Source organism: Polaromonas sp. (genome assembly GCF_012927455.1).
Classification (GTDB): domain Bacteria; phylum Pseudomonadota; class Gammaproteobacteria; order Burkholderiales; family Burkholderiaceae_C; genus Polaromonas.
In genome coordinates, this window is record NZ_JABBPE010000016.1 from 342,405 (window position 1) to 365,098 (window position 22,694).

Below are 22,694 nucleotides of genomic sequence, written 5' to 3' on the forward strand. Positions count from 1 at the left end.
CTACAAATCAGTGCCGCGAAACAGCAAGCGCAGACGCATTTCGTGCAATTTCAGGTGTAAGGTCACAACAAGAATCGTGCACCGCACCATGATACATTTCTATGTTGCTGCCTGCCGTAAGCGCCAGCAAGCTGGCTTTGAGCCGATAGGGTCTGGTTCATAGACACCGACAGCCCTGCCCAACGCCCTGTTGCACCCCTCTTTTATTGAATTCTGAAGGTCATCCATGAAAATTCACGAATACCAAGGCAAGGACATCTTGCGCAATTTTGGTGTGCCTGTGCCGCGCGGTATTCCTGCGTTCACAGTGCAAGAGGCGGTGGAAGCCGCGCAAAAACTCGGCGGCCCGGTGTGGGTGGTGAAGGCGCAGATTCATGCCGGCGGCCGCGGCAAGGGCGGCGGCGTCAAGCTGGCGCGCAGCATTGACGAGGTAAAAAAACTCGCGGGTGAAATCCTCGGCATGCAGCTGGTCACGCACCAGACCGATGCCGCCGGGCAAAAAGTTCGCCGCCTGCTGATTGAAGAAGGCGCCGACATCAAAAAAGAATATTACGTTTCCGCCGTGACCGACCGAGCCAGCCAGCGCGTGGCTTTCATGGCGTCGTCCGAAGGCGGCATGGACATTGAGGAAGTGGCGCACGCCACGCCCGAGAAAATCATCAAGGTGTTTGTCGATCCGGCCCTCGGCCTGACCGACGCGCAGGCCAAAGACCTGGCCGATGGTATGACGGTGCCGGCGGGCTCCACCGCCCAGGCCGTGGACGTGCTCAAGAAGCTGTACAAGGTCTACATGGACACCGACTGCAGCCTGGCCGAGATCAATCCGCTGATCCTCGAAGGCAACGGCAACATCAAGGCGATTGACGCCAAGTTCAACTTCGACCCGAATGCGCTGTTCCGCCATCCGGAAATCGTCGCCTACCGCGACCTGGATGAAGAAGATCCGGCCGAAGTCGAGGCCAGCAAGTTTGACCTGGCCTACATCAGCCTGGACGGCAACATCGGCTGCCTGGTCAACGGCGCGGGCCTGGCCATGGCGACCATGGACACCATCAAGCTGTTTGGCGGCGAGCCGGCCAACTTCCTGGACGTCGGCGGCGGCGCAACGGCTGAAAAAGTCACCGAAGCCTTCAAGATCATGCTGAAAAACCCTGAAGTCAAGGGCATTCTGGTCAACATCTTCGGCGGCATCATGAAGTGCGACACCATCGCCGACGGCATCATCGCCGCCTGCAAGGCCGTCAACCTGTCGGTACCGCTGGTGGTGCGCATGAAGGGCACCAACGAAGACCTGGGCAAAAAAATGCTGGCCGACTCCGGTCTGCCGATCATTGCCGCAGACACCATGGCCGACGCCGCGACAAAAATCGTCGCCGCTGTCAAGTAAGCGCGCACTAAGCGATTAGGAACAAGCATGTCGATCTACATCAACAAAAACACCAAAGTCATCACGCAAGGCATTACCGGCAAGACCGGTCAATTCCACACTCGAATGTGCCGCGATTACGCCAATGGCAAAGCAGCGTTTGTGGCGGGCGTGAACCCCAAGAAGGCCGGCGAAGACTTCGAAGGCATCCCAATTTACGCCAATGTGAGCGAAGCCGCCCAGGCCACCGGTGCCACCGTATCGGTGATTTACGTGCCGCCCGCAGGCGCTGCCGCCGCGATCTGGGAAGCCGTTGAAGCCAACCTCGATCTGGCGATCTGCATCACCGAAGGCATTCCGGTGCGCGACATGCTGGAAGTGCGCAACCGCATGAAAGCGCGCGAAGCCGCCGGCGGCAAGAAAACCCTGCTGCTGGGCCCCAACTGCCCCGGCCTGATCACGCCCGACGAGATCAAAATCGGCATCATGCCCGGCCACATCCACCGCAAAGGCCGCATCGGCGTGGTCAGCCGCTCCGGCACGCTGACCTACGAAGCCGTGGCGCAGCTGACCGAAATCGGCTTGGGCCAGTCCACCGCAGTGGGCATTGGCGGCGACCCGATCAACGGGCTGAAACACATCGACGTGATGCAGGCTTTTAACGACGACCCGGACACCGACGCCGTTATCATGATTGGCGAAATTGGCGGCCCGGACGAAGCCGAAGCGGCCGTCTGGTGCCGTGATCACATGAAAAAGCCCATTGTCGGTTTCATCGCCGGCGTGACGGCGCCTGCCGGCAAGCGCATGGGCCACGCTGGCGCGCTGATTTCAGGCGGTGCCGACACCGCCGATGCCAAGCTCGAAATCATGGAAGCCTGCGGCTTCACCATCACGCGCAACCCATCGGAAATGGCCAAATTGCTCAAGGCCTTGCTGTAAGGAGTAATACCCATCGCTGCGCGGCCCAGCCCGGGCTAAACTCTGAAAACCAAAAAAAGCGCTATTCGGCGCTTTTTTTGATTCATAACAACGCTATCGAGGAGACATGCAATGTTTTTCGGACTTGATCTTTACTCACCCCTGTTTTGGAGCGCCTTTGGCTCCATCGTGCTTGCCAACATCGTGCTGTCTGGCGACAACGCCGTGGTGATCGCCATGGCGGCGCGAACGCTCAAGCCGGCGCAACGCGGCAAGGCGATTTTCTGGGGCAGCGCCGCCGCCATCGTCATGCGCATCATTTTGACCATCGTGGCGATCCAACTGCTGTCGCTGCCTTACCTGAAGACCGTTGGCGCGATTTTGCTGGTCTACATTGGCGTTGACCTGCTCAGTGCCGAAGAAGATGAAGATGGTTTGGGTAAGGAGATCAACGGCATGGCCGCGGCCATCCGCACCATCCTGATTGCCGATCTGGTCATGAGCCTGGACAATGTGCTGGCCGTGGCTGCCGCCGCCAAGGGCGATGTGCCGCTGTTGGTGCTCGGCCTGCTGGTCAGCATTCCGCTGATTATTTTTGGCGCGACGCTGCTGACCAAAGTAATGGAACGCTTTCCCATCATCATCACGATTGGCGCCGCGTTGCTGGGCTTTTTGGCCGGCGAAATGCTGCTGACCGATCCCGCCGTGACGAGCCAGTTTGGCGTCATGGGCGAGCAAACTGTCACCTTCGCTGGCGTGCTGGGTGCCGTGCTGGTGGTGGCGCTGGGCACTTACCTGACCAAACGCCAACAAAAGAATACGCGGTCCGGTTGAGGCGCGAAGCTTTGATGGGCGCCGTCACAATGAGTAAACAAAACAGTGGAAAAGTCCCTTGCCCCCCGGGATTCGGCCTGTTAACGTAGGAAATATAATTAATCGTAACTAATAGCTACAAGCAGAGGCGCACCAAAACGCGACAAATTCGGGCAGTGCAAGAACGTCTTTGGGTTAGCAACTCGAAGGGACGCTGCTACCAGCTGCAAAAGCCTGCCAATGGAAACGCGTCATCCGCGAACAAAATGATCTACGAGATTTGCATGCAAACAGACCCGGGGTTGACGCGGGACAACAACGAAGACGTGGTCGCCATTGATGCGGCGACCGGACTTTGTATCCTGGCCGACGGCATGGGCGGCTACAACGCAGGCGAAGTTGCCAGCGGAATGGCCGCAGCCTTCATCAAATCGGAACTGGGGCGCTGGCTGGACGAAGCAGGTCGGCAGGCGAACGCCAGGGAGGTGCACCGGGCGATGGAGATCTGTGTGGAAAACGCCAACCACTCGATCTTCAATGCGGCCAATTCCAACCCACAGTACGCCGGTATGGGAACCACCTTGGTGGTGGGCGTTTTTCAGGAAGGCCGCCTGGTACTGGGCCACATCGGCGATTCGCGCTGCTACCGCCTGCGCGGCCAAGAGTTAAAGCAAATTACCAAAGACCATTCTCTGCTGCAGGAACAGCTCGACGCCGGGCTGATTTCCCCCGAGCAGGCGCTGACGTCAATGAACCGCAACCTGGTGACGCGCGCACTGGGCGTTGAAGACACGGTGCAAGTTGAAGTCAATGACCACCGCGTGGAAATCGGCGACCTCTACCTGATGTGCTCCGACGGGTTGTCCGACATGATTCTTGACGAGCAGATCGCCGCCCTGCTGCTCGGTGGCGGCACGCTGGCACAAAAAGCTCATCATTTGGTGGATGCGGCCAACGACGCGGGCGGGCGCGACAATATTTCGGTATTGCTGGTGCAAGCGAAAGAAGACACGGCCAGGCGCGGTCTGTTGTCCAGAATGCTGGGGAAATAGCCTTGTGACTGAAATATTACAAACAGACAGGAGTCGGCCATGCCGAAAATGATCGTCTCTCTTGATGGCGTCGTGATCAAGGAAGTCCAGTTGACGAAAGACCGAACATCCTTGGGCCGCAGGCCTTACAACGATGTTGTCATTGACAACCTCGCAGTCAGTGGCGAGCACGCCGTGCTGCAAATGTCGGGCACTGAGGTGTTTCTGGAAGACCTTAACAGCACCAACGGCAGCTATGTCAACGGCAAGGCTGTCAAAAAGCAGCAGCTGCTGCATGGCGACACGGTCGAGATCGGCAAGTACAAGATCAAGTATGTCAGTGAAGCCAGCCAGCCTGCCTATGACAAAACCATGGTCTTCAAGCCGGGCGCTGCGGCGTTCGCGGCCGCGGCCGCCGCTACAGTTCCGCTGGGTGGCGCCGGGCTGAACACAACGGCAAATGCCTCCATCAAGGTCATGTCTGGGGCGGCAGCTGGTCGTCAAGTGGAACTGGTCAAGGTGGTGACCACTATTGGCAAGCCCGGCGTTGCAGTTGCGGCCATCACCAAGCGGCCCCAGGGTTTCATGCTTGCCCACGTTGAAGGGACCGACCGTCCGACCCTCAATGGCGCTGCCATCGGCACCGAAGCGGTGACCTTGAAAAACGGCGACTTCCTGGAGTTGGCCGGAACCCAAATGCAGTTTTTGCAACACTGATCGGCAACATGGATGGGTGCGCTGCCGCGCTGCCATTGGCAGCGTGATGCAGTCACGCGGATTGCGCAGATAGCGTAGGTAGCGTCATGCACCGGCGGCAAACCAGCCCGAGTCAAGACGACGTTTTCGCCAAGATTAGCCAAAACCGGCGCGCCACGGCGCACTTCAGCCCAGACGGTCCGGCTCTCGTTTGCAATCTGTCTTGACGAAGACTGTGCTCATTGCGCCATAAGCACGGTAAACCGAACAATCTCTGGCGTCTTTACATTGCCAGCGCATAAATGGGAAAAAGTACCTTTACTGCCCTTGTGCCCAGCGTGTAGTCTCAGCACGACTGTTGGTGTTTACCTGGCAAGCCAGCGCGCCGGCCGTTTTGAAACCAGGCAAGTTCACGCCTCGGACCAGGCCCGGGGCCACCCCACTCCACCAGAAAGCCTCACGGAAGCCCCATGAAAGTTCGCGTACTAGGCTGCTCTGGAGCAATCGCCAAAGACTGCCGCACCACCTCTTTTCTGCTTGATCATGATGTGCTTGTCGACGCAGGCACTGGCGTCGGAGATCTCTCGATCAATGAAATGGCCAGCATTGACCATGTGCTGTTGACGCATTCCCACCTTGACCACATTGCCGCGCTGCCGCTCATGGTTGATGCGTGCGCCGCCAAGCGCAGCACGCCGCTGCAGATTCATGCCCTGCAGGCCACCATCGATGCCCTGCAGACCCACATTTTCAACAATGTCATCTGGCCTGATTTTTCAACCCTTCCCACGCCGGCAGCGCCTTTTGTCAGTTTTCACCCGCTGGCGTGCGGACAAACGCTGCTGCTCGCCGGCAAACACGTCGAAGTGCTGCCCGCCGTGCACACCGTGCCCGCCGTCGGCTACGCCGTCAGCGCCGGCCAAGGCTGCTGGGTGTTTACCGGCGACACCGGCGCGAACCCGGCCTTGTGGGCTCGTCTTAACCAACTCGACGTCGCCATGCTGGTGATAGAAACCGCCTTCAGCAACCGCGAAAGTGATCTGGCCCAACGCAGCCTGCACCTTTCGCCCGATGCGCTGGCCAGCGAGCTTGACAGCATCGCGCCGGGCAAAAATTACCCCGTTTACATCACCCACACCAAGCCGGCCGAAACCGAGCTCATCATGGCGGAAATCCAGGCTTTCGATGCAACACGCGCCTCGAGCAGCCCCGCCGTGAGTGTGTCGCGTGATATTCGCTGGCTGCACGCGGGGCAGGTATTTGAGTTGTGAGTAACTTCCGTGGCCTGGAACTTACCTTCAGTAGGCGCCAACAGCTAAGCCGACCTAGGGCGGAACGGTGAGAGCTTGAGTCGTTGCGATTTCCGGGTGAAATTGAGGCTTGGTCCCTGGCTAACGGGCTTGTAGCAGTGCTTCCGCGCAAAACCCGGCCGGGGTGACGATCCGGGTACGGTTGAAGTGAGCACGCTGTAACAAGCCCGCGCGATGATCCCCAGTCACCAGGTAGTCAGCCTCGCCAACGAGAGCCATCGCCAGCAGGAACGCATCAAAAAGATCGTCGGCCTCAATGTCAGCGGGCAGCTGCGCCAACACCACCGCGCGTTGCAGGTTATTTACCATCGCGCCTACCCGGTGCGGCTGAAGAATCGTTTTGAATTTCTCGTAACGACTGGCCCGGCGCAACCCATCGAGCTGGGTCACTGAGGTCACGATTTCAAATCGTGCGGTCCGCCAAGCCCGGTAGATAGTGTCGGGATGGCCATGGGGCGAGATCAACGCACTGAGCAGGACATTGGTGTCCAGGACGACACGCATCAGTGTTCACGCGCCCACTGCACTGCCTCGGCGACGATGGCAGTCAAGTCTGCTTCGCTTACATTGACATTGGCGGCTTTGGCCTGCTCGGCCGACAACTCAAGAATGTGCGCCCGAACCGCTTCCTCAATAAAGCGCGACAGGTCACCCTTGCGGCCACCCCCTTGGCCGGCAAGGTACATACGCACGGATTGATCAGTGTTCGGCGACACCACAATATTCCAGCGAATTGAATTCATCAGGGTGTCCAGTGTTTGTGTGTGTACGTGTTTATACATCCTTTAAAAGGCATGCACAACAGCAGAAGTTGAGCGAGAAGGCATTTTTAATGGTCGAAATTTTTCAACACTGCGCTTCCCAGGTTAATCGAGGGATTCTCAGGGAGGTCTCGATCCATCGTCATTGCGAGCGTAGCGGCAATCCAAGACTACGCCTCGTCGACCCTGGATCGTCACGGCCTTTGGCCTCGCGATGACGACTCGGGGTCCACGTCATGCAAAGCGCAACGCGGCAATACCCGTCAGGCAGCCGCCCACACCCTCACAATTCCAGCGCCCGAGGGCTTCACGTCAGCTCGCAGAGCTTGCGAATTGATGATTCCGGGATGGACGACATGGAAAAGTGCTGAGGGGTTTGACCGACTTGGAAATGGACAGATTCATGCGCATCGCGTGACAAAAATGTCGCCAAAACCGGAACCCAAGGCAAAAAGCGTCATGCCGAGCCGAACCGGGGCGGGCAACCAAGCAGATTCCGAGAACTAAAGCACAACTTGCAGCGCTTGAAGCGGTTGGCACACAGTTTGCAATAGTTTGTTGCAAGTTTTTTCAACCAAGGAGTTTTCAAATGAAGCGTTCCATTCAAAAGGGTTTCACCCTAATCGAGTTGATGATCGTCGTGGCGATTATTGGTATTTTGGCTGCTGTGGCTTTGCCGGCTTATCAGGATTACACCGTGCGCGCCCGCGTGACGGAAGGCTTGGTATTGTCTGCATCTGCCAAACTCGCCGTTGCTGAAAATGCGTCGAATGGCAAGGAGTTCATTTCGGGCTGGACCCAGCCGACACCTACCTCCAACGTTAGCGGGATAGCGATTACCCCGGAAACTGGCGTTATCACAGTTACTTACACCGCTGCTGCGGGTGCCGGAACCATTTTCATCACGCCTACTTCAAGTGGCGCCTTGGTAGGTACGGCATCCGGTTCGACGGTTCCTACGGGTGGCTCGATCAACTGGAGCTGCACTGGTGGCACCTTGGTTGCAAAATATCGCCCCGCACAGTGCCGCGCCTAATCTGCTCTAGCTAGGACTTTCAAGCTTTCCTCAAACCCTTCTGCGTAACGCAGAAGGGTTTTTTGTTGTTCAAATCTTTGAAGGTATTACGCCCATGTCTCGCCAAAATCGGCTAGCTTGCCTGTTATTTTTGCTGCTAGCCCCGGGCTTCTTGACCACCTGCTACACGCGCGCTTACAACGCCTTGCATTTGGAGATGTTTGCGTTTTTGGGTTGGGGGGTGCTGACTGCTGTCGGCGCGTTTGGGTTGTCCAAAACAGAAGATCTTCGCCTTGACAGGCCGGCAGCCGCCTACGCAGGCCTGCTCTTTGGTCTGCCGGTGCTGGTCTTGTTGGGGCAGCAGGCATTTGGGCTGGCGGTGCCCTACTTTGGCATGGTCGTCATTGCCATTTATTATTTGTTGGTGGCTGGCTGCACCTGCCTGCTGGGCGGTTTTGCAGCCGCGTGGTTCCGCGGGCTACCCCTTACGTCCAGCTTGGGATTTAACCTAATCAATGCTGCGTTAAAAGCTTTTGTCGGGGTTGCAGTGGCAAGCTCCCTCGCTGGAATAGCACAGTACTTGCAAGTGCCTCTACCAGAGTTCTTGGTGTCGCCCCTTAATCAAATCGGTGCATCCTATGGCAATCTGAGGCAGCAAAACTTGTTTGCCTTATTGGGCGTCTTAGGCCTGATAGCGCTGATAGTTTTGCGAAGTACGGCGGGCCGTCCTCAATGGCGATCTGACGGTTTGGCTGTCTTGGTATTTTTGACCTTGCTCATTGCCATCGTACTCAGCACTTCCCGCACCGGCGCATTGTTGGTTGGAATAATTTCAATTTGGGGCCTAGTTGAATCATGGCGCGCACGCCAGCTGATGTGGATGCTGCTGCTGGCCCTGCCCACCTATTTACTGTTCCGCTATATCGCTGTTCAAATTGACTTGCAGGGGCTATTACCGTTTCACGGAACTAATCGCCCGGGATTGATATCCACGGCGCTCGAGGGCGACTATTGGCGGCAAATCATATGGACAAAAAGTTTGGCACTTGTTCGGAGCCATCCAATTTGGGGGGTAGGGTTTGGCAACATTGCTTACGCCATGTTCACCGAAACCCTTCCTGTTCCCAGCGCATCTGTTACCGAACATGCACACAATATTTTTTTACAAATGGCAGTCGAATTGGGTGCCCCCATCGCGGCGGCATGGGCATTTGTTTTGGCCATTCTGATAGTTCGGTCCCGGCATGCACTGAGATCTTTTGAAGGGCGCTCCCTTGCGGTTTTCTTGCTGGCAGTCATGATTCACAGTCTGCTGGAATATCCCCTGTGGTACGCCTATTTCCTGCTCCCAGGCGCGTTCGCATTAGGAGTTTTTACGCAAATTGGCGCACTATTCCGAACAGAAATACGTGCGCCGGCCATGAGCCCGATGAATGGGTCTTTAGGCGTGGACAGTGCTAGTGCCGTGCCAAACAAGGCAGCTTCGTATGCAAGGGCGGTTGGCATTGGCGGCGTATCCACCATTATCCTGGCATTGTTTGGACTTTGGGACTATGCCAAGGTGAGCCCCAGTTACGAGCTGAACTCCAGTGTGCCCTTGCCTGATCGAGTCATTCAGAGCTACGAATCAGTTCTGTTCCTTAACTTGGCGGACTACTCGGCACTCAATTTGACCGGTGTGTCGCCCGCAACTGCCGCGGTGCAGCTGCGTCTTGCAAACCGGGTCGCACATTTTCGCTTTGATCCTCAGGTTGCCGCAACGCATGCAGCGGCCGCATCGCTCACGGGTCAAATGGCTCTGGCAAAAGCTTCAGCTTATCGCCTGTGGTTAAAAGACAAGGATGCTGCAGAGAGACTGCGCTTGGCGTTGGCAGGTAGCGGCTTGCCCCAAGCTCTTGAACTCTCGGCATTTTTGTCTAAACCCACTTTTGTGCCCTGGCCTTAAGAAATTAGTGGCTGATGTCAGGGTTGGTGCGTCTATCGCCTTGAAAACCTCAAATTTTCCTGTTTCATTAGTATGAACTGCAAGAATAGATTCTTTGGAGCAGGCGTTCATTTAAGCATCTGGCTTGTAATCGCAGTGCTCGCTTGGGCGTAAAATTTTTCTATCCCTACCCATTTATTGAAATCTCCGGCGGTCGCCAATTATTTTTGTTGATTGTGGCGGTGAACGTGGTTTTGGGGCCGCTACTGACTTTTGCGGTATTAAGCCCGGGTAAAGTGCGCCAATTATTGAGGCGTGATTTGGTGATGATTGGTGCCGTGCAAATAGCGGCTCTTGAGTATGGGCTGGGGGCGATGTACTTTGCGCGCCTTGCTAATTTGGTGCATGAGGGGGACCGTTTCAAGGTAGTGAGCGCTGGTGATGGGAGTATTCGGGGTCAGATTCTAATTAAATTCCGGAATCTTGTTTTCTAGATCAGGCAGAGCAATCGCGGCGTGCAACTTAATGCCAAGCGCCAACATGGCGTATTGGCTGTATTTGCCCCCCATCGCCCTGCAGGACTGGGTCGCCGTGCTCGACAGGCAGGGGCAGATTCAGGGCTTTTCGCGCGGCGACGGGTTTTGAGCCTTGCCGCCGGCCCATCCCCAACCAGCCCGAAATAAAGCATCAAAAATGGCTGTGCCCAATGACAGCATACGCAAGCAGCTATTAAATTTGTAGCAATCTGAAAACCCAAAGTTTTTGGGGGTCAGCTTCCAATAGCCCAAGCGCTGCCATTCGCAAGCCTAATACTAAGAAAATCGGCCTCTAGTCCAATAGATACGGGCAAAAGCAGCTACTAAAATCATAGCGTTTTTTCGCAACTGTCGGACCGCTGGCGATGATTCGTTCGGCTGTCAACGAATTGGATAGCGGCCAGCCCTTATTAAAAGAGTGGCATAAACTGGCAAAGATTGACACAACCAGAAACTAACTCCATGTCGCTCAACATTTCACTGCCTGCTGAACTCGAAAACCGTGTGCGGGACCATGTTGCCTCTGGCATGTACGGGTCCGCGAGTGAGGTCATTCGCGAGGCGCTGCGCCTGTTCGAAGCCTATCAAACGGCACAGGCCGCCAGTTTCGTTTCACTCCAGGCGGACATTGCGCAGGGTATGGCCGATGCTCATGCAGGTCGGGTCGGCGCCATGGACATGACGGCGATCAAAACGCAAGGTCAGGCTGTATTGCGGGCTAAAACGGACGCCGCTTGATGGCGCGCGTGACGCTCACGCAGAGTGCTCAAAACGATTTACTGGAGGCGTGGCTGTATGTTGCCGAGGAAAACCAGCAAGCGGCTGAGCTCATGCTGGACGCCATTGAGAAAGAGGCCCATACGCTGTTACTTCAGCCGCTGATGGGGCGAGCACGTCCAGAACTCGCTGATCGTGTACGAAGTTGGCCTACTTCAACGCCCTACATCCTGTTCTAACTGGCGGATGACGACGGCATCACGGTACTGCGCGTCTTGCATCACGCACGGGATGTGCGGCAACTTGGTTTTGGACTTTAGGCTTGGGTTGGCCAGATTTAATTGGCTTCATCTGAAACCAGACTGCCGCGGCGCTTCAGCTGCCAAGCCATCAGCATCCGTTCATCGCAGCCGACACTGAACATGAAAACAAGCTCCAGCGCAGGAGCTGCTTGCAAGCAGTCCATGCCGCCACCGTCGACGATGCCTCGACGCAAGCTGACGGCACAAAACATGCATGATTTAAGCCCCCCAGTTTAACCAAAGGAGCCTGAAATGAAGCTGTCCACTCAAGAGATTCAAAAGCGGCAAAACGGCTTTACCCTGGTCGAAGTCATGATTGTGCTGGCCATCATCGGCATTTTGGCGGCGATAGCTTTGCCGGCCTATCAGGACTACACGGTGCGCACGCGTATCGTGGAAGGGCTGGCTTTGGCTGAGAATGCCAAGGCCGCGATTGCCAAAGAGGGCGTCAGCAGCGCCGCTGAACTGGCGCGGATCAGTGATGCGTGGAACGCTCAGGCGGGCGGGACCGGCGCCAACAGCCAGTACGTCAGCTCTGTGTGCATGGGCGCCACTACCGCCGCCGCGACTTGCCCGGCGCCGGGCGCTGCCGCTGCCAACGGGGTGATTGCGATCAGCTACAACGCGGCTGCGCTGCGGGTACCAGACAGCCAGGCGCTGCTGCTGCTGTCGCCCTATGTGCGTGGCGCCGCCGGAGCCGTGCCGTTGGCGGCTGCGCAAACTGGCCCGAGCGCCGCTGGCACCGGTGCGCTGGATTGGGCATGCACGTCGTCGACGCGCGCGGTCGGTACGGCAATCAGCCCCGCCGTGCCGCCCGCAGCTGGTAGCGTGCTGGCCAAATATGTGCCGACGCAGTGCCGGTGATAGTTGGGGTAAGTCGATAGTGTTGCTATTTATTTGATAGCTGATTGCGCCCGTATTATATGGGCTAGAGGCCGATTTTATGCCTGAAATGTAGTGAGACGGTCCGCTGCGGGCGCAATAGAATGCACTTGGCTTTATGACCCCAAGCGCCAGCCCGATTGCAGCCTGTCTTGCTGGAAACGCTGCCTGAGCGCACTCTGCCAGCGGATCGCGACGGTGCCGCCGTTTTAACCAAGCCGCGCCCGTTTGCGGCAACTTTAACCATCGGGGTCCCTATTCCAATCTCGTCAGCACCGGCCAGTCAGTCCGCGCGTGTCGCTAAGCCAGGCGACGCGACGCTTGCGCTGTCGGACGCGCTCGACCCGCGTCAGCCTGACACCTGGTGGCTGTCCCTGTTGCTGGTGCTGCCGTGGCTCAGCCCCTACACCGCCGGGCCCACGCCCAATGAGTGGCCTTGGCTGTTCTCGGCGTTTTGCGCGGTGGGGCTGTGGCTGTTTCAGCACCGGTTCAATGCCCGGCTGATTGCCGGCACCTGGGTGCTGGCTGCCGCTGTCAGCGCTGTCATTGCCCTGGCGCAGTATTTTGGGCTGGCGCCGGTTCTCAGCCCCTGGGTCAGCCAGACCGCGCCCGGCGAGGCCTTCGCCAATCTGCGCCAGCGCAACCAGTTCGCCACGCTCACCAGCATCGGGCTGATCGCCCTGATTGCGTTGATCGCCTGGCGCGCACGGACCGCCCCTGCCAAGCCGGTGCCCTGGTCGGCCAGCCTGCTGGTGGCGCTGCTGGCGCTGGGCAACGCGGCCAGCAGTTCACGCACGGGTCTGCTGCAATGGCTGTTGGTGCTGGCCCTAACAGCGTGGTGGGCCTGGTGGGCGCGGGCCGACTTCAAGAGTCGGCGCGGCCCGCTGATGCTGGCCGTGCAGGCCCTGCTGGCCTATGGGCTCGCCGTGGCCGCGCTGCCCTGGCTGCTGAGTCTGGTCACCGGGCTTAGCAGCGACGGGCTGTTTGGCCGGCTGACAGAACAGGCGGGCTGCGGCAGCCGCCTGGTGTTGTGGTCTAACGTGCTGACGCTGATTGGCCAGAAACCGGGGCTGGGCTGGGGCTGGGGCGAGCTGGACTATGCCCATTTCATCACGCTGTACCCCGGGCCGCGCTTTTGCGAGATTCTGGACAACGCGCACAACCTGCCGCTGCAGCTGGCGGTGGAACTCGGAGTACCGGCGGCGCTGGCTATTTGCCTGGCGGCGCTCTGGCTGGTCTGGCGTGCCAAGCCCTGGCGTGAAACGGATACGCTGCGGCAAATGGCCTGGGCTGTGCTGGCCGTCATAGCGATGCACAGCCTGCTGGAATACCCGCTTTGGTATGGGCCGTTTCAGATTGCTTTTGCGCTGTGTGTCGGCTTGCTGTGGGCCAGCGCCGGGCATTCTACTCAAAAATATCAAGAAAAACAAATAAATAGCGGCCTATCCCAATGGCTACGGGTGCTGATAGCTATCATTATCATAGCTACCTTGCTGACCATGGCGGTCAGCTACCACCGGGTGAGCCAGATCTACCTGCCGCCCGAGGCCCGCATGGCGGCCTACCGCGACGATCCTTTGAAGCAGATTCAAGGCAACTGGCTGTACCGCAACCAGGCGCGCTTTGCAGAACTGAGCACCACCGCGCTGACGCCGGAGAACGCCGCGGCCCAGTATGCGATGGCGCGTGCGCTGCTGCATTACTCGCCGGAACCACGGACCATTGAAAAGTTGATTGAAAGCGCCGTGATGCTGGGCCTGGACGATGAGGGCGTGCAGTATTTGGCACGCTTTCGCGCAGCGTTTCCGCAAGAGCATGCGCGTTGGGCCAGGGCACAGGCGCTGCAAAATTCACCACCGAAGGCTATCCGGTAAAAGCCCTCAAGTGCCCGCGACAAAGCTGCCCGACTTCCCGCCATGCTTTTCCAGCAGCCTCACGTCGGTCATCGTCATGCCGCGGTCCACCGCCTTGCACATGTCGTAAATTGTCAGCAACGCGACGCTGACGGCGGTTAGCGCTTCCATCTCGACGCCGGTGGGGCCTACGGTTTCCACCGTGGCGGTGCAGCACACTGCCCCTTTTTTCTCATCATCATTAATTCCTGTAGCGCCCGTGGTTGTTGCGGGAACAGCTACAAAATCAATAGCAACGCGGGTCAGCGCCAGCGGGTGGCAAAGCGGAATCAGGTCGCTGGTTTTTTTGGCGGCCATGATGCCGGCGACGCGCGCGATGCCGAGCACGTCGCCTTTTTTGGCGCTACCTTGCAAAATGATGGCCAGCGTGGCCGGCATCATGACGATGCGGCCCTGCGCAACGGCCACGCGGTGGGTGGCGGCTTTCGCGGCCACGTCAACCATATGAGCCTGGCCCTGGGCATCGAAGTGGGTGAGAACAGAAGAAGACGTCATGCTAGTTCGAAATCCTTGAAACCTTTGAAAGCTTTGAAACCTTTACAACCATCGTTCATCATATGAGCTTGTTTGTTCATCCACCATCGCCAGCAGGCGCAGCCAGCTGGTCTCGCGAGGTCATTGCCTTTGTCCCGACCGACCCGTTTTAAAAACCGCCTGGCCTTGGGCGCACTGCTGATGCTGACGGCGGCCAACGTCGTGCTGGCGCAACCGGCAGGCGCTGCGCCCGCCGGCGCCTCCGGCTCGCTTCCTTCACTTGGCGACAACTCCGAGCTGTCGGCGGCGGCAGAGCGGCGCATCGGCGACCGCATTGCCACGGCCATTTACCGGGATCCGGACTACCTCGATGACCCGGTGCTGAACGACTACCTGCAAAGTGTCTGGCAGCCGCTGCTGGCGGCGGCGCGTGCGCGCGGCGAGCTGGGGGCGGAAATCGATGAACGCTTTGCCTGGCAGATTTTTTTGGTACGGGACCGCAGCGTCAATGCCTTCGCGCTGCCGGGCGGCTATTTTGGCGTGCACCTGGGGCTGATTGCCACGGTGGGCAGCGTCGACGAGCTGGCGGCGGTGCTGGGCCATGAGCTCAGCCATGTCACGCAACGCCATATTTCGCGCCTGATGACGCAGCAAAACCGGCAGGCGCCGTGGATGATTGCCGCGATGATTCTGGGCGTGCTGGCCGCTGGCAAGAACCCAAGCGCGGGCAGTGCCGCCATCGTCGGCGGGCAGGCGGTGGCGGCGCAAAGCCAGCTTAATTTTTCCCGAGACATGGAGCGCGAGGCTGATCGCGTCGGTTTTGGCGTGATGCTTGACGCCGGCTTTGCCGGCCGCGGTGTTACCAGCATGTTCGAAAAGCTGCAGCAGGCCGGCCGGCTCAATGACAACGGGGCCTTTCCCTACCTGCGCTCGCACCCGCTGACCACCGAGCGCATCGCCGAGGCGCAGGCGCGCCAGCAACTGGCGCCGACCGCGGGCAGCAAGCCGGGCAAAGAGACCGTGGCCGAGGCCGGCAAGGCGCGTGTGCTGCACACCATGATGGCGGCGCGCGCGCGCATTTTGGCGGCGCCCGGCGTCGATGCGCTGCACGCCATGGTGGCCGAAGCGCGCCAGCGTGTCAGCGCGTTGCCCGCGCTATCGGCGCTATCGGCGCAATCGGCAGTGGAATCGCCGGCAACAGCGGCCAACAGCCGCGACGCCGGCGCGCTCTATGCCGGCGTGCTGGCGGCCGCCCAGCTGCGTGATTTTGCCGGTGCGCGCAGTCTGCTGGCGCGGCTCAAACCGCTCAGCGCGCCCATCGAGCGCGCCGCCAGTGCGGTAGAGCTGCTGGGCATCGAGCTGGATCTGCTGGCCGGGGTGGAGCCACCTTCGGCTGCCAGCTTTGATATGGCCCGGGCCGGCGCGCGCGACCAGGTGCTGACGCAGGCGCGCTCGCTGCTGGCAGCGCAGCGTGCGGCCGATGTCTCGGGCCGGCTGCAGACTTGGGTGGCGGGCCATCCCAAAGATGCGATGGCCTGGCAGCTGCTGGCAGTGGCCTACGGCAGCCAGAACCAGCCGGTGCGGGCGATTCGGGCTGATGCCGAGAGCCGGGCGGCGCAGCTCGATTACAGCGGGGCGCTTGACCGCTTCAAGGCGGCGCAGGGGCTGATGCGCAGCAGCCCGGGCAGCGCCGATTACGTGGAAGGCTCGATCATTGACACGCGCACGCGGCAGATTGAATCACTTGTCAAAGAGCAGGCGCTCCAGGACAAAATCGATCGCTAGCTGCAGCGCCGAGTAGATCAGCGAGCCGATCAGCGCCGCGCCAAAGCCCCTGACGTTGAGGCCGCTGACCAGGCTGGCCGCTGCCCAGAACACCAGCGCGTTGACGATGAACAGGAACAGGCCCAGCGTCACCACGGTGACGGGCAGCGTCAGCAGCACGAGGATGGGACGCAGCACCAGGTTAAGCGCCCCCAGCACCGCCGCCGCGATCAGCGCCGCCGTGAAGCTGGTCACCACCACGCCCGAATAAAGATAGGCCACTGCCAGCAGGGCAGCTGCGCTTAACAGCCATTTGAGGATGAGTTTCATGGCTAAAGAATACCATCGCGCCACCTGCCCGCCGGCTTGCATCCCTCCAGCGAAAAGTGTGGGGCCGAAAGCACACCACCGGGCCGCCCCAAAACGGGCTGGTCCCTCGGCGGGCAGCGCATTACGCGCAGCGAAAAGCGTGGGACCCTGCTTTTTAGTCTGTCGCCACCAGCAGCCCCGCGCTGGCCAGCGCTGCGGCGTAGCCCAACACGCCATGGTGCTGCTGCGCCTGCGTCGGCGTCACCGGCTGCAGGTCCTGGCCAAACTTGGGGCGGCGTGCATCCAGCACCCGCGCCACTCCGTAGGTCTTGGCCAGCGATTCGGTCTGATCGCACAAGTGGCTTTGCGCCAGCTGCGTCACCACGCTGTCACCGTCCTGCTGCAGCAGCAGCGTCAGCTGCGAAAAGACCTTGTCGGCCCATTTGCCGCGCCAACTTTGCCGCGCACTGTGGGTAACCCACTTGCTGACATGGTGCGTCACGCGTGGCGCGCAACCCACAACAATCCAGCGCGTCGGGCTGCGCGCATCGCCCAGGGTCAGCATGGGCTGCAGCAACTGTTTGGCGTAGGCCGAGTCGTCAACGTACACAATGATGTTGTCCATAAGGTTCTCCTGGCGTTATAAAAAGTTTTAGAAGTTTGGCGGGGCAAAGCAGGGTGGCTGCGTCATCAGTTTTCGATGATCTGCGCATGATTTTTACGAGCGCTGGAGCTGGCCCGTCGGCTGGCCCACCAGCCCGCGCCCAGCACGCCGGCCACCGCCAGCGTGTAGGTTGCCCATTCGGCCGCCGCCTGCAGGCTGTCCCAATTGGGCAAGGCACCGGGGCCGCCGTAAAGCGGGTCGAGCAGACGCTCGCCGACAATCATTTTGGCGGCGGTAAAAGCCAGCACGGCAGCGCCCAGCTTGATGATGATGGGGAAACGCTCGACCAGTTTGAGCACAAGCGTGCTGCCAAACACCACGATGGGAACGCTCACCAGCAGTCCGATGATGACCAGGTCGAACGCGCCATGCGCGGCGCCCGCCACGCCCAGGACGTTGTCAATGCCCATCAGCGCGTCGGCCACAACGATGGTTTTCATGGCGCCCCAGAAGGTGCTGACCATCGGGCTGTCGTGCGACTTGTCGTCGGTGTCGGCCAGCAGCCGGTAGGCAATCCACAATAGACCCAGGCCGCCAACCAGCATCAAACCAGGAATCTTAAGCAGCCAGACCACACCCACCGTCATGATGGAGCGCACCACGATGGCGCCGGCGGCGCCCCAGGCAATGGCTCTCTTTTGCAGATGCGGCGGCAGGTTGCGAGCCGCCAGCGCAATCACAATGGCGTTGTCACCGGCCAATACCAGATCAATGAGGATGATCGCCAGCAGGGCGGACCACCAGGGGGCTGTAAATAGTTCCAATTTTCACACTCCGTATCAAGTTTCGACCTGGAAATCCGGCGCGCGGATTTCCCCAATTGATGAAGCCGGACAGATTGGAAGGAAGCTGCTGATAGGAAAATGCCAGCCAACGCCTCGATCAAACCTGTTCAGGTTTCAATCGAAGGTCTGGCTCGATATGCAGTGTCGCTACATACCCAGCAAGCCGGAAGCGTGAGCTTCGTATTGACGACTTGCCGAAGCGATTTTGCTGTGGTGTCTATTATAAAAAAATCAGCAAAACGAGGGAGTTACTCCCCTTCGTAATAGGCATTTAACGCCAGAACAGAAATTTTTGCAAATGCCCTACGGCGCGGCCCGGTCGGGTTGGGGGATGACAGCGCGCCGCGCAACGACTATCGTTAGGGCTCGCCGCCACCGGCGCAGGAGGCAATCCATGACCAGGCAATTGATCATTTGTTGCGACGGCACCAACAACACCCTGACCGGCCGCGCCAACGATAGCAACGTCACCAAGCTGTGCGACCTGCTGGCACCGGACGAGTTGGGCCAGCAGCTGTACTACGACCCGGGCGTAGGCAACCCGGGCGAGTTGCCGGCCGCCTCGCTGACAGACAGGATCAGCCGCCGCTACGAGCGGCTGCACGGGCTGGCCTTTGGCAAGGGCGTGTACCAGAACATTGCCGAGGCCTATCTGTTCCTGATGCGTTATTACCAGCCGGGCGACCAGATTTTTCTGTGGGGCTTTTCGCGCGGTGCGTTCACCGCGCGCTCCATAGGCGGGCTGGTCACGCAGTTCGGCCTGCTGCGCCCCGAAATGGAAGGCCTGGTGACAACGCTGCTGCACGTCTATTTTTCGGACCGCCAGCGCGGCGGCGCCAAGTACACGGCCATTCGCGACCAGATCAGCCGGCTCTTTGCCTCCGGCGAGACCCGCGCCACGCCGGTCTGGTTCGTCGGCGTCTGGGACACCGTGTCGTCGGTCGGCGCGCCGCTGCTCAGCCGCAGCATCACCGCCTCGCCGACGATTGTCGGCAAGCGCTTCACGCATGTGCGCCAGGCGCTGGCGCTGGACGAATACCGCCGCGCCTTCGAGCCGCGCCCCTACTACATAGACCCGCAGCACGACTACGCCGCCAGCGGGCAAAGCATAGACCAGCAATGGTTCTCGGGCGCGCACTGCGACGTCGGCGGCGGCTACGCGGCGCGGCAGGCGCTGCTGTCCAACGAGGCGCTGCTGTGGCTGCTGCAAGAGGCCATGCACTGCCAGCTGCGGCTGCGCGCCGATCTGCTGGACGGCCAGGGCGGACTGGACCGCGCCGCCGTGCTGGCGGCGCTGGCTGGCGCCAAGCGGGGCACGGCCAGCACGTTGGAACCGCGGCCGCGCGTGCACAGCGCCACCTACAACACGCCTTGGTGGGCACTGGCCGGACTGCGGCAGCGCGACCCGCAGGTCGTGCTCGATGCGGGCAAAGCGCTGGCCGTGGTGCCGCTGGAGCACCCGTCGGTGGCGACCCTTGGCCTGCGCTTTCCAGCCGACACGGTGTGGGCCCGGCCGCGCCCGCCCACCGGCTTGCTGGTGGCAGCGCTGCTGGTCATCGCGCTGTGGTTGCTGGCCGGCGGCCTGCTGCACGGCACTATCGCGCCCGAGCGCATGACGCTGGGGCAGTGCCTGCTGGCGCTCGGCCAGGATTTGGGGGAGGTGGCGGCGGCCAAACTGGCGCTGGCGGGCTGGCAACTGGCCTGGGCCTTCAGCCTGCTTTATCCGCTGGCCACGCTGTCGCAACCAGTTGGCAGCGTGGCGCGCGCCGTGCTGGTTAACCTGGGCCTGAGCGTCGCTTATGGCTACCTGCTGGCGCGCGCGGTGACCTGGGCCTTTGCCCGCATCGCCGGCGTACGCCGCGCGGCGCAGCCGCCAACGCGCTGGCTCAACCTGCTGGGCCTGAGCGCCATGCTGGCGGTGCTGGGCGATGCGGCCAGCAGCCTGCTGACGCTGGCGCTGCTGTGGCTGTTTCCCTGGCCGTTGCTGGCCAGCGCCGAGCCGCTGCTCGGCCTGGCCATAAGTGTGGCCGCGCTGGCAAGCTGGCTCGGGTTGATCGGCTGTGCGGTGCTGTTCGGCTGGGGCGTGCGCAAGCAGCTGGCGCTGGCCGCGCGTACCCGATCTGGCACTGGAACCGGCTCAGGCTCCGGCCCCGGTGATGCACCGTCTGCCCGATAATTGCAGGCCCATGTGCTGACCCCAAAACTGCATCCTTCAACCTGTTTTTGTCTGCTCCTTTTTCCATGTCCGGCATCCACATCATCGACATTGAAGCCGCCATCAACTACTGGCGCGGCAAGAAGCCCTCGCCAGACGGCGTGACGCTGGCGCCCGAGTTGCGCGCGCTGGCCGAGGTCTACGCCCTGCTGGTTTTTCAGCATGCGGATGAGGTCGACGAGACGCGCTTTCCGGCTGAGGCACTGGCTGCCTGGCAGGCCTGGTACGACAGCACGGCCGACACGCCGTGCATCGCCATCTGCTCGACCAGCCAGGGAGACGCACTGTGCAAGGGCTGTGGCCGCAGTTTTGCCGAAGTGCAGCACTGGCTTGAAATGAGCCCGGCCGAAAAACGCGCGACCTGGCGGCGCATCACGCTGGAAGCGACGGCGTGGCGCTTTGGCCGCTACGCCGAACGCGCGCTGGAACGCAACTAGCGGGCTCTCGCCGGCCCGCCCGGTCCCACCCTAAAAATGGTCTTACAGGCCTCCAGCCTAATAAAATTGGGCGCAAACAGCTATCAATTTAATAGTACTTCGGTAGTGCTTTGGCACCAATCTGGCTACACTGAAAGCATGCTCCGACTGACCCGCGCCCCCAACATCGCCATTGCCGCGCTCTGGGCCGATGCCTTGCAGCAAGCTGGTTTTAGCGCCAGCGTGCAGCGCTACTATCTGGGCAGCGTCGCCGGCCAGTTGCCGCCCGACCAATGCCTGCCCGAGATCTGGTTGACGCGCGATGAAGACGAGAGCGGCGCACGCGCCCTGCTGTATGCGCTGCAGCACCTGCCGCAGCGGCATTGGCTGTGCGCTTGCGGCGAAACGGTGGAAGGCGGCTTTGAGCAGTGCTGGCGCTGCGGCGCAGACATGCCTGCGGGTCCGGCTTAGTTTTTAATCCGTTTGGCCAGTTCGGCCGCCATGCCGGTGTAGCTGGCTGGCGTCATGGCGAGCAGGCGCTGCTTTTCCGGCTCGGGAATTTCCAGCGAGCGGATCAGCCCGTGCAGCGCCTCGGCGGTCACGATTTTGCCGCGCGTCACTTCCTTGAGTTTTTCATAAGCGCCCTGCACGCCGTAGCGGCGCATCACCGTCTGTATCGGTTCGGCCAGCACTTCCCACGAGGTGTTCAGGTCGTCCTGCAGGATTTCGCGATTGAGTTCGAGCTTGTTCAGTCCCACGCTCATGGCGTTGTACGCCAGCACGGCGTAGCCCAAAGCCACGCCCATGTTGCGCAGCACGGTCGAATCGGTGAGGTCGCGCTGCCAGCGGCTGATCGGCAGTTTCTCGCTCATGTGGCGCAGCAGCGCATTAGCCAGGCCGAGGTTGCCTTCGGCGTTTTCAAAGTCGATCGGGTTGACCTTGTGCGGCATGGTCGACGAGCCGATTTCGCCGTCCTTCAGGCGCTGCTTGAAGTAACCGACGCTGACATAGCCCCAGACGTCGCGCGCGAAATCAATCAGGATGGTGTTGCAGCGGGCTACCGCATCAAACAGCTCGGCCATGTAGTCGTGCGGCTCGATTTGTATGCTGTAGGGCTGAAAGGTCAGGCCCAGGCCGAGCGGCTCGGGCGTTTCGATCACATGGCGGCTGAAACCCTCCCAGTCAAAATCGGGCCAAGCCGCCAGGTGCGCGTTGAAGTTGCCCACCGCGCCATTCATTTTGGCCATCAGCTGGACGCCAGCAATTTTCTCGCGCGCGTTGTTCAGCCGCACCACGACGTTGGCAATTTCTTTGCCCACCGTGGTCGGGCTGGCGGTCTGGCCGTGGGTGCGGCTGAGCATGGGCTCGTCGGCATGCGCCAGCGCCATCTCGCGCAACTGCGCAACCAGCTTGTCGAGCGCGGGCAGCAACACCTGCTCGCGGCTGCTTTTGAGCTGCAGCGCATGGCTGGTGTTGTTGATGTCTTCGCTGGTGCAGGCAAAGTGCACGAATTCGCCGGCGGCTTGCAACTCCGGCCGTGCTTCGAATTTTGACTTGATCCAGTACTCGACGGCTTTGACGTCGTGGTTGGTGGTTTTCTCGATTTCCTTGATCGCGGCCGCGTCGGTACCCGAGAAATTCTTGACCAGTCCCAGCAAATACGTACGGGCGCCCGGGCTGAGCGGCTTGAACTCGGCGAATTGGGCGTCTGACAGCGAAATAAACCAGGCCACTTCCACCTGCACCCGTCGGTGCATATAGCCCTGCTCGGACATCAGGGGCCGCAGCTGATTCAATTTGCCGGCATAGCGGCCGTCCAGCGGGGACAAGGCGTTGAGGGGGGAGTAGCTCATCAACAGATTGTAGGCCGGTGCTGACCT

At 60.2% G+C, this 22,694-nt stretch carries 25 protein-coding genes; 17 read left to right on the forward strand and 8 right to left on the reverse strand.

What is annotated here, in order from left to right:
- The first annotated feature begins 226 nt into the window (after positions 1-226).
- From sucC to HHJ18_RS16730, 6 genes are all read left to right on the forward strand, one after another.
- Complete coding sequence (gene sucC, locus HHJ18_RS16705; RefSeq protein WP_296916968.1) at positions 227-1,387, forward strand: ADP-forming succinate--CoA ligase subunit beta; 1,161 nt, start codon at positions 227-229, stop codon at positions 1,385-1,387.
- Positions 1,388-1,414: 27 nt separating this feature from the next.
- Positions 1,415-2,308 (forward strand): succinate--CoA ligase subunit alpha, encoded by an 894-nt coding sequence (sucD, locus tag HHJ18_RS16710; RefSeq protein WP_296916969.1) that lies wholly within the window; start codon positions 1,415-1,417, stop codon positions 2,306-2,308.
- A 111-nt stretch (positions 2,309-2,419) separates the two neighbouring features.
- Positions 2,420-3,121, forward strand: a complete 702-nt coding sequence (locus tag HHJ18_RS16715; protein WP_296916970.1) for a TerC family protein — start codon at positions 2,420-2,422, stop codon at positions 3,119-3,121.
- A 245-nt stretch (positions 3,122-3,366) separates the two neighbouring features.
- Positions 3,367-4,152, forward strand: coding sequence for a Stp1/IreP family PP2C-type Ser/Thr phosphatase (locus HHJ18_RS16720; RefSeq protein WP_296916971.1), 786 nt, complete (start codon positions 3,367-3,369; stop codon positions 4,150-4,152).
- A gap of 39 nt (positions 4,153-4,191) precedes the next feature.
- On the forward strand, positions 4,192-4,848 hold the full coding sequence (locus tag HHJ18_RS16725; RefSeq protein ID WP_296916972.1) for an FHA domain-containing protein: 657 nt from the start codon (positions 4,192-4,194) through the stop codon (positions 4,846-4,848).
- 449 nt (positions 4,849-5,297) lie between these two features.
- Positions 5,298-6,098 (forward strand): 3',5'-cyclic-nucleotide phosphodiesterase, encoded by an 801-nt coding sequence (locus tag HHJ18_RS16730; RefSeq protein WP_296916973.1) that lies wholly within the window; start codon positions 5,298-5,300, stop codon positions 6,096-6,098.
- Positions 6,099-6,218: 120 nt separating this feature from the next.
- On the opposite strand, the gene HHJ18_RS16735 is transcribed toward HHJ18_RS16730, so the two are convergent.
- Both HHJ18_RS16735 and HHJ18_RS16740 read right to left on the reverse strand, forming a co-directional pair.
- Positions 6,219-6,641, reverse strand: a complete 423-nt coding sequence (locus HHJ18_RS16735; protein WP_296916974.1) for a putative toxin-antitoxin system toxin component, PIN family — start codon at positions 6,639-6,641, stop codon at positions 6,219-6,221.
- A complete protein-coding gene (locus HHJ18_RS16740; protein ID WP_296916975.1) occupies positions 6,641-6,880 on the reverse strand; it encodes a ribbon-helix-helix domain-containing protein in 240 nt (79 codons plus the stop codon). The genes HHJ18_RS16735 and HHJ18_RS16740 overlap by 1 nt, the downstream gene beginning before the upstream one ends.
- Before the next feature lie 607 nt (positions 6,881-7,487).
- On the opposite strand from HHJ18_RS16740, the gene HHJ18_RS16745 reads away from it, so the two are divergent.
- The 5 genes from HHJ18_RS16745 to HHJ18_RS16765 all read left to right on the forward strand — a co-directional run bounded on the left by HHJ18_RS16745 (position 7,488) and on the right by HHJ18_RS16765 (position 11,329).
- Positions 7,488-7,934: a pilin gene (locus HHJ18_RS16745; RefSeq protein WP_296916976.1), complete on the forward strand. Its 447-nt coding sequence runs from the start codon at positions 7,488-7,490 to the stop codon at positions 7,932-7,934.
- 94 nt (positions 7,935-8,028) lie between these two features.
- Complete coding sequence (locus HHJ18_RS16750) at positions 8,029-9,858, forward strand: O-antigen ligase family protein (RefSeq protein WP_296916977.1); 1,830 nt, start codon at positions 8,029-8,031, stop codon at positions 9,856-9,858.
- Positions 9,859-10,001: 143 nt separating this feature from the next.
- On the forward strand, positions 10,002-10,331 hold the full coding sequence (locus tag HHJ18_RS16755; protein ID WP_296916978.1) for a hypothetical protein: 330 nt from the start codon (positions 10,002-10,004) through the stop codon (positions 10,329-10,331).
- A gap of 504 nt (positions 10,332-10,835) precedes the next feature.
- Entirely contained in the window at positions 10,836-11,111 is a 276-nt protein-coding gene (locus HHJ18_RS16760) for a type II toxin-antitoxin system ParD family antitoxin (protein ID WP_296916979.1), read from the forward strand.
- Positions 11,111-11,329 (forward strand): type II toxin-antitoxin system RelE/ParE family toxin, encoded by a 219-nt coding sequence (locus HHJ18_RS16765; protein ID WP_296916980.1) that lies wholly within the window; start codon positions 11,111-11,113, stop codon positions 11,327-11,329. The genes HHJ18_RS16760 and HHJ18_RS16765 overlap by 1 nt, the downstream gene beginning before the upstream one ends.
- A 98-nt stretch (positions 11,330-11,427) precedes the next feature.
- On the opposite strand, the gene HHJ18_RS16770 is transcribed toward HHJ18_RS16765, so the two are convergent.
- On the reverse strand, positions 11,428-11,604 hold the full coding sequence (locus HHJ18_RS16770; RefSeq protein ID WP_296916981.1) for a hypothetical protein: 177 nt from the start codon (positions 11,602-11,604) through the stop codon (positions 11,428-11,430).
- A 40-nt stretch (positions 11,605-11,644) separates the two neighbouring features.
- Here HHJ18_RS16770 and HHJ18_RS16775 point away from each other — a divergent pair, with 40 nt between their 5' ends.
- Positions 11,645-12,256 carry a prepilin-type N-terminal cleavage/methylation domain-containing protein gene (locus tag HHJ18_RS16775; RefSeq protein ID WP_296916982.1) on the forward strand — a complete coding sequence of 204 codons (612 nt, stop codon included), beginning with the start codon at positions 11,645-11,647 and terminating at the stop codon, positions 12,254-12,256.
- A gap of 158 nt (positions 12,257-12,414) precedes the next feature.
- Positions 12,415-14,148, forward strand: a complete 1,734-nt coding sequence (locus HHJ18_RS16780) for a Wzy polymerase domain-containing protein (RefSeq protein ID WP_296916983.1) — start codon at positions 12,415-12,417, stop codon at positions 14,146-14,148.
- A gap of 6 nt (positions 14,149-14,154) precedes the next feature.
- Here HHJ18_RS16780 and moaC read toward each other — a convergent pair whose 3' ends face one another.
- Positions 14,155-14,682 carry a cyclic pyranopterin monophosphate synthase MoaC gene (gene moaC / locus HHJ18_RS16785; protein ID WP_296916984.1) on the reverse strand — a complete coding sequence of 176 codons (528 nt, stop codon included), beginning with the start codon at positions 14,680-14,682 and terminating at the stop codon, positions 14,155-14,157.
- A gap of 180 nt (positions 14,683-14,862) precedes the next feature.
- Between moaC and HHJ18_RS16790 the strand changes: the two genes are divergently transcribed.
- Positions 14,863-16,446, forward strand: a complete 1,584-nt coding sequence (locus tag HHJ18_RS16790) for a M48 family metalloprotease (RefSeq protein WP_296917375.1) — start codon at positions 14,863-14,865, stop codon at positions 16,444-16,446.
- On the opposite strand, the gene HHJ18_RS16795 is transcribed toward HHJ18_RS16790, so the two are convergent.
- The 3 genes from HHJ18_RS16795 to HHJ18_RS16805 form a co-directional block, all read right to left on the reverse strand.
- Positions 16,402-16,755: a phage holin family protein gene (locus HHJ18_RS16795; protein ID WP_296916985.1), complete on the reverse strand. Its 354-nt coding sequence runs from the start codon at positions 16,753-16,755 to the stop codon at positions 16,402-16,404. The two genes, HHJ18_RS16790 and HHJ18_RS16795, sit on opposite strands and share 45 nt — an antisense overlap.
- A gap of 154 nt (positions 16,756-16,909) precedes the next feature.
- On the reverse strand, positions 16,910-17,359 hold the full coding sequence (locus tag HHJ18_RS16800; protein WP_296916986.1) for a hypothetical protein: 450 nt from the start codon (positions 17,357-17,359) through the stop codon (positions 16,910-16,912).
- 65 nt (positions 17,360-17,424) lie between these two features.
- Positions 17,425-18,162, reverse strand: coding sequence for a TerC family protein (locus HHJ18_RS16805; protein ID WP_296916987.1), 738 nt, complete (start codon positions 18,160-18,162; stop codon positions 17,425-17,427).
- Positions 18,163-18,577: 415 nt separating this feature from the next.
- Here HHJ18_RS16805 and HHJ18_RS16810 point away from each other — a divergent pair, with 415 nt between their 5' ends.
- The 3 genes from HHJ18_RS16810 to HHJ18_RS16820 all read left to right on the forward strand — a co-directional run bounded on the left by HHJ18_RS16810 (position 18,578) and on the right by HHJ18_RS16820 (position 21,285).
- A complete protein-coding gene (locus HHJ18_RS16810; protein ID WP_296916988.1) occupies positions 18,578-20,359 on the forward strand; it encodes a DUF2235 domain-containing protein in 1,782 nt (593 codons plus the stop codon).
- Between the two features lie 65 nt (positions 20,360-20,424).
- On the forward strand, positions 20,425-20,835 hold the full coding sequence (locus HHJ18_RS16815; protein WP_296916989.1) for a DUF3717 domain-containing protein: 411 nt from the start codon (positions 20,425-20,427) through the stop codon (positions 20,833-20,835).
- Between the two features lie 138 nt (positions 20,836-20,973).
- On the forward strand, positions 20,974-21,285 hold the full coding sequence (locus tag HHJ18_RS16820; RefSeq protein WP_296916990.1) for a DUF2007 domain-containing protein: 312 nt from the start codon (positions 20,974-20,976) through the stop codon (positions 21,283-21,285).
- Here HHJ18_RS16820 and purB read toward each other — a convergent pair.
- Positions 21,282-22,667: an adenylosuccinate lyase gene (purB, locus tag HHJ18_RS16825; protein WP_296916991.1), complete on the reverse strand. Its 1,386-nt coding sequence runs from the start codon at positions 22,665-22,667 to the stop codon at positions 21,282-21,284. The two genes, HHJ18_RS16820 and purB, sit on opposite strands and share 4 nt — an antisense overlap.
- Between the last annotated feature and the right edge of the window lie 27 nt (positions 22,668-22,694).

Bases quoted from the DNA above. Each gene is read 5' to 3' on its own strand.
- sucC (WP_296916968.1), top strand. From the start codon at position 227: ATGAAAATTCACGAATACCAAGGCAAGGACATCTTGCGCAATTTTGGT.
- sucD (WP_296916969.1), top strand. From the start codon at position 1,415: ATGTCGATCTACATCAACAAAAACACCAAAGTCATCACGCAAGGCATT.
- HHJ18_RS16715 (WP_296916970.1), top strand. From the start codon at position 2,420: ATGTTTTTCGGACTTGATCTTTACTCACCCCTGTTTTGGAGCGCCTTT.
- HHJ18_RS16720 (WP_296916971.1), top strand. From the start codon at position 3,367: ATGATCTACGAGATTTGCATGCAAACAGACCCGGGGTTGACGCGGGAC.
- HHJ18_RS16725 (WP_296916972.1), top strand. From the start codon at position 4,192: ATGCCGAAAATGATCGTCTCTCTTGATGGCGTCGTGATCAAGGAAGTC.
- HHJ18_RS16730 (WP_296916973.1), top strand. From the start codon at position 5,298: ATGAAAGTTCGCGTACTAGGCTGCTCTGGAGCAATCGCCAAAGACTGC.
- HHJ18_RS16735 (WP_296916974.1), bottom strand. From the start codon at position 6,641: ATGCGTGTCGTCCTGGACACCAATGTCCTGCTCAGTGCGTTGATCTCG.
- HHJ18_RS16740 (WP_296916975.1), bottom strand. From the start codon at position 6,880: ATGAATTCAATTCGCTGGAATATTGTGGTGTCGCCGAACACTGATCAA.
- HHJ18_RS16745 (WP_296916976.1), top strand. From the start codon at position 7,488: ATGAAGCGTTCCATTCAAAAGGGTTTCACCCTAATCGAGTTGATGATC.
- HHJ18_RS16750 (WP_296916977.1), top strand. From the start codon at position 8,029: ATGTCTCGCCAAAATCGGCTAGCTTGCCTGTTATTTTTGCTGCTAGCC.
- HHJ18_RS16760 (WP_296916979.1), top strand. From the start codon at position 10,836: ATGTCGCTCAACATTTCACTGCCTGCTGAACTCGAAAACCGTGTGCGG.
- HHJ18_RS16765 (WP_296916980.1), top strand. From the start codon at position 11,111: ATGGCGCGCGTGACGCTCACGCAGAGTGCTCAAAACGATTTACTGGAG.
- HHJ18_RS16770 (WP_296916981.1), bottom strand. From the start codon at position 11,604: ATGTTTTGTGCCGTCAGCTTGCGTCGAGGCATCGTCGACGGTGGCGGC.
- HHJ18_RS16775 (WP_296916982.1), top strand. From the start codon at position 11,645: ATGAAGCTGTCCACTCAAGAGATTCAAAAGCGGCAAAACGGCTTTACC.
- moaC (WP_296916984.1), bottom strand. From the start codon at position 14,682: ATGACGTCTTCTTCTGTTCTCACCCACTTCGATGCCCAGGGCCAGGCT.
- HHJ18_RS16790 (WP_296917375.1), top strand. From the start codon at position 14,863: ATGCTGACGGCGGCCAACGTCGTGCTGGCGCAACCGGCAGGCGCTGCG.
- HHJ18_RS16795 (WP_296916985.1), bottom strand. From the start codon at position 16,755: ATGAAACTCATCCTCAAATGGCTGTTAAGCGCAGCTGCCCTGCTGGCA.
- HHJ18_RS16800 (WP_296916986.1), bottom strand. From the start codon at position 17,359: ATGGACAACATCATTGTGTACGTTGACGACTCGGCCTACGCCAAACAG.
- HHJ18_RS16810 (WP_296916988.1), top strand. From the start codon at position 18,578: ATGACCAGGCAATTGATCATTTGTTGCGACGGCACCAACAACACCCTG.
- HHJ18_RS16815 (WP_296916989.1), top strand. From the start codon at position 20,425: ATGTCCGGCATCCACATCATCGACATTGAAGCCGCCATCAACTACTGG.
- HHJ18_RS16820 (WP_296916990.1), top strand. From the start codon at position 20,974: ATGCTCCGACTGACCCGCGCCCCCAACATCGCCATTGCCGCGCTCTGG.
- purB (WP_296916991.1), bottom strand. From the start codon at position 22,667: ATGAGCTACTCCCCCCTCAACGCCTTGTCCCCGCTGGACGGCCGCTAT.